This is a genomic window from Verrucosispora sp. SN26_14.1 (genome assembly GCF_004307965.1).
Lineage (GTDB): Bacteria > Actinomycetota > Actinomycetes > Mycobacteriales > Micromonosporaceae > Micromonospora.
The window spans coordinates 1-5,519 of sequence record NZ_SISL01000383.1 but is presented as its reverse complement, the minus strand read 5'-3'; the positions used below and the strand labels follow the sequence as shown (position 1 = coordinate 5,519).

The following is a 5,519-nucleotide window of genomic DNA, read 5'->3' as shown; positions in this document are numbered from 1 at the left end:
GTCGCAGAGCAGCAGCCGCGCCGGTGGCCGGGGCGCGCGGGCCAGCAGCAGCCGCAGCGAGGAGAACCCGATCGAGCCGAGACCGACCACGGCGACGGTCCGTCCGGCCAGGCTACGCCCGGTCGCCGCCAGCGCCGCCTCGACGGTCAGGACCACCGAGACGACCGTGGCCGCGTGACCGGTGGTGACCGCCGTGGCGGTCCGCGTGCGCCGCAGCACCCCCACCCCGTACCCGGTGTGGGCGGGGATCAGACCGGCGAGGGAGACGCAGGTCGCGCCGAGACCGGCGGCGAGGTCGACGGCGGCGGCGGTCTCGGTGGCGAGCCCGTCCCCGGCGGTGGTCAGCTCGTCGGCGAAACGGGGGAGACAGACGAAGCCGGAGGTGCCCAGCGGAGTGGACAGCTCCTCCAACAGCCGGGGTCGCCCGCCGGGGAAGAGCAGCTCGCGAAGCTGCTCGCGGGGCAGGCTCCCGGCGGGCAGCCCGGCGATCACGGCGAGCTGCGCGGGCGACGGCAGGTACCCGACGATGGCGGCGGTCAGTGCCGGCGTCGGACCCGGTCGGACGGTCGCCGCCGTGCTCGTGTGCGGCGAGGCCGGCCCCTGGCTCGGTGCGGTCGCCACCGGGCTCGTCGGGGACGGGGCGGCGTTCGGCCCGGCTGCCGCCGGCTCCGGCCCGGTCGCCGCCTCGTTCAGGTCGGCGCGGAGCCGGTCGGCGAGGTGGTCCAGGTCGGCGGCGCTCAGCGCCGTGGGGGAGCCGCGCAGGGTGACCCGCAGCCCGTCGGCCACCGGCCGGGCGGTGAGGAACAGGTCGGTGCCCAGCGGCGGCGGGGCGAGTTCGCTGTCCTCGTCCCAGGAGAGGTCGAGCCGGTCCGGCCCGACCGTCCCCGTCGCGGCGGGCCGGAGCGCGTCGAAGTCCAGGAAGCTGAAGAAGAACTGGGCGCCGGTCGGCGCGCCGTCGGGTCGTCCGGCCGGCACGGCCGCCGCGATCGACGGCGGGTCGGCGTACTGCCGGGCGGCGCTGACCTCGGCCGCGACCCGGGCCAGATGGACCGGGAAGGGCTCGGTGCCGGTCAGGCGCAGCGGCAGCATCGCCGCACACGGCCCGAAGATCCGGTGCAGGTCCGGCAGCGGGTGGTCGCGTCCGGTCACGGCCAACCCGAGGACCAGGTCGTCCTGACCGGTGAACCGGGCCACCACCCGGTGGTACGCGGTCAGCACCGGCGCGTACAGGGTGCTCGACGCGTCGGTGGCCAGCCGGCGTAGTCCCGCCACCACCGTGGCGTCGAGCGTGAACGCGCGGACCGGGGTCCCCGGATCCGTGGTGCCGTCGGCGTGCCGCCGATCGGTCTCCGCCCGCAGCACCGGTGGCCGGTACGCGGACCCGAACCGCTGCGACCACCACGCGTACGCGGCCGGGTCCGGTGCGGCGGCGGCCCGTTGTGCCAGCAGCCGTACGTAGTCCCGGAAACCGGCCCGCAGCGGCGGCAGCGGATCGGCCGTCCCGTCGGCGTGGTACGCGGCCAGCAGTTCGTGGCCCAGCAGCGCGGCACTGTAGCCGTCACCGATCAGGTGGTGGGCGTGCACCAGCAGGACGTGGTCGTCCGGTGCGACCCGCAGCAGGCGCAACCGCAGCAGGGGCCAGGCCCACGGCTCGAACCGTCGGCGACGTTCCTCCGCCACCCGGTCGGCCACCTCGGCCGGGCCGGTCACGCTCTCGTACGCCACCGGCAGCCGCATCGCGACGGGCAGTTCCTGCTGCACCGGTGGCCGGGCACCGGCCGGGAAGACGGTCCGCAGCATCGGGTGCCGGGCGACCAGCAGGTCCACCGCACGCTGGAAGGCGTCCCGGCGCAACGGCCCGTGCAGCCGTAACCGGGCCAGCCAGGCAGTCCCGGCACCGGGCAGGACGGCGTCGGCGAGCAGGAACCCACGCTGGGCGGCGGTGACCGGAAACGGCGCGGCGGAGTCCGTCTGCGGCACGGCGTCGACAACCGGTCCACTGTCGACGGTCGTCGGGCCCGTCGTGGCATCGTCGTCCGCGGCACCGGCGTCGAGTGCGGCGGCCAGGGCGGCCGGAGTCCGGTGCTCGTAAAGGAGCGTCGGGCTCGCCGTGACCGCGTGGCGCTCCTGAAGGTGGGCGAAGACCTCCAGGGCCAGGATCGAGTCGCCGCCGAGGGCGAAGAAGTCGTCGTCCGGGCCGACCACCGGCAGGTCCAGCAGACCGGCCCAGATGCGGGCCAGCTCCGCTTCGGTGCCGGCCGGACCGGTGAGGCCGGTTGCCGGTGCGCGGCGGTCCGCCAGCGCCGCCAGCGATTCGCGGTCGACCTTGCCGGTGGCGGTCAACGGCAGGCTGGCCAGCAGGTGCAGACGCGCGGGCACCATGTGCGCCGGCAGGCGAGCGGCCAGATGGGCGCGCAGCGCGGCCGTGGTGGGGGTGGTCTGCGGCGCGGGCAGCACGAAGGCGTGCAGGCGAGGGTGCGGATCGGCCCGGTGCAGGACGGTCGCCGAGGCGACCTCCGGATGGGTCCGCAGCACCGCCTCGATCTCGCCGGGTTCCACCCGGTGACCGTGGATCTTGATCTGGTCGTCGAGGCGGCCGAGGAACTCCAGGGTCCCGTCCGGCGCGAGTCGGCCCCGGTCGCCGCTGCGATAGAACCGCTCGCCGTCGTGGATCACGAACGCCGCCTCGGTCAGCTCCGGCTCGCCGAGATAGCCGCTGGTGAGACCGGCACCGCCGAGATACAGCTCGCCGGCCACCCCGGACGGGCAGTCCCGACCGTCCGGGTCGACGACGCGGACCACCGCCCCGCCGACCGGACGGCCGATCGGCAGTCGGCGTACCGCGTCGTCCGGCCGCGCGTCGATCAGGTGCCAGGTGGCGTTGACGGTGGTCTCGGTCGGGCCGTACAGGTTGGTGATCCGGGCGTCGCCGAACAGGTCGAACCAGCGCCGGACCGCCACCGGCGACAGTTCCTCGCCGCCCACGTGCACCCAGCGCAGCGCGGTCAGGTCGGGCACCTCGCCGTGCCGGCGTCCGTGCTCCTCGGCGGCGCGCAGGATCCGCTCCCACAGCGTGGGGACCGAACTCCACACCGTGATCCGGTCCCGGGCGATCCGGGACAGCAACGCCTGCGGATCGCGGAGCTGGGTGCGGGTGAACGTGACCACGGTGGCCCCGACCAGCAGCGGGGCCAGGATCTGCCGGACCGAGGCGTCGAAGCAGCTCGACGCCGTCTGGGCGAGCCGGTCCCCGGGTCGGTAGCCGAAGGTGGTGACGGCCCAGTCGAGGTACGTGCGCATCGACGCGTGGCTGACCGGTACGCCCTTGGGTCGCCCGGTCGACCCCGACGTGAAGATCACGTAGGCGGTCCGGTCCGGTGCCGCCTCGGGCACCGAGGGCACGTCGTGTTCCGCGACGGTCGCGATCCCGTCGAAGGGGACCGGTCGTGCGGCAGCGTCGAGGCGGGCCGCCACGGCGGTCGAGTCGTCGTCGTGCAGCAGTACGTCGGCTCCGGCCCGGACCAGGTGGTCGGCGAGGCGAGCCGGTGGGTGGGCCGCGTCCAGCGGCACCCAGGCGGCACCGGCCCGCAGGATGCCGACCACCCCGACCACGGTCTGCGGTCCGGGGGCGGTGAGCAGACCGACCCGGTCACCGGGGCGTACCCCGTGCCGGGCGAGCAGCGCGGCCACCCGGTCGGCGTCGCGGTCCAGCGTCCGGTAGGTCACGGTCCGGGCGCCGGTCGTCACCGCCACCGCGTCCGGGGTGCGTCGGCAGACCGCGCGGATCCGGGTGGTGACGTCACCCCCGCCGACCGGCTGCCGCTCGGTGTCGGCGACCGCCAGGACCGTCGCGGGACGCGTGGAGTCACCAGTGGACAGCGGCGGTCGGCCGGTGGCGATGGCGGCGAGGTCGTCCCGGTGTTCGGCGGCGAGCCGGGCCACCGTCGCCGGGGTGAACAGTCGGCGCGGGAAGTTCCAGGACAGGCCGAGACCGTCACCGGACTCCCAGCAGAGCAGACTCAACCGGGTGGCGGCGGAGCCGGAACCGGCCGCCGTGGGCGTCACGGCGACCGGACAGTCCGGGTCGAGGGTGACCGGGAACCGGGCGAAGCTGAACCCGGCCGGGCTTGCGGTACGCGGCCCGGCACCGGGCCGGTCGAGCAGACGGGCCAGGTCGAGGCTGGTGACCGAGCCGTGTCGCTGCGCCGCCGACCAGGCGACCCGGAGTCGGTCGGCGAGCCGTCCAGCCGGCTCGTCGGGGTCCACGTCGAGGACCAGGGGCAGGGTGTCGGCGAACGGTCCGACGATGCGGTCGATCCCGGCCAGCCGGGCGTCGCGACCGGCCCGCGCCACCGTCACCGGCACGCGTCGCTGCCCACCCCACCGGGCCAGGCAGCGCACGTACCCGGCCAGCAGCAGATGGAACAGCGTCACGCCGGCCTCGGCGGCCCGGTCCCGCAACGCCGACACCAGCTCCGGCGCCACCTCACTCGGCAGGGTCAGCAGGGGCGGGCCGGGAGGTCCGTCCGGGTCACCGTCGAAGGGCAGCCGCAGCGTCGTGCCGTCGGCCAGCAGATCCCGCCAGTACGCCAGGTCGGCCGGCGTGGGCACGGCCACCTCGCGCGCGTACGTGTCGAACCCGGGCGCGGGCGGGCGGTGCACCGGCGTACGGCCGTGGGCCAGGGTGGTGTAGTCGGCCCACAGTTCCTCGCTGAGCAGGTTCAGGCTGAACCCGTCCCCGGCGGCATGGTGCAGCACCAGCATCAGGTGGGCCCGATCGGGTGCCTCCCGGACGAGGACCGCTCGCAACGGCGGCTGCCGGGACAGGTCGACCGGGGTGTTGCACAGCCGCTTCCGCACCTCGGTCAACGGCTCGGTGAGCGTCCGCACCGTGTACCAGTCCGGCGTCGGAGCCGGTCGGGCCGGTACGGGCCTGACCACCTGGCGAGGCGTACCCGGACCGGGTGCGAACCGGACCCGCAGCATCGGGTGACGCGTCTCCAGACGCGCCAGCACCTGCCCGAGGAGCGAGGCGTCCAGGGGACCGGTGACGGTCTGCTGGACGAAGGCGAAGCTGGCCACGGCGGGGTGCAGCCGGTCGTTGACGTGGAACGCCCGCTGCACGGCGGTCAGCGGGAACGGCTCGCCCTCGACCGACGTCCGCGACCCGACCGACGGCGTACGCGTCACGGGTTCGGCGTCGCGCATCCCGGTGAGGTGGGCGGCCAGGTCGGCGACGGTGGTGTACTCGAAGAACAGGGTGACCGGCAGCTCCCGGCCGAGTTCCTCCTCCAGCCGCTTGACCAGGTCCACGGCGGCCAGCGAGTCCAGGCCGAGGGCGAGGAACGAGGTGTCGTCGGCGATCTCGTCGGGCCGCCGGTGCAGTGGTTCGGCGAGCAACCGCCGCAGCACCCCGGCCACCTCGTCCCGGCCCGGTCCGCCGTCCCCACCGGCGATTCCACGCGGCACGTCGACAGCGCCGGTGTCGGCCTGGCTCGTATACCCATCTCCGAGCCCAC

The 5,519-nt window shown here is 75.2% G+C and carries 1 protein-coding gene; it reads right to left on the bottom strand.

The features are described from left to right. The coding region (locus EYA84_RS24935; protein WP_131055880.1) for a non-ribosomal peptide synthetase at positions 1-5,469 on the bottom strand (5,469 nt) is incomplete at its 3' end. Positions 5,470-5,519 lie beyond the last annotated feature (50 nt).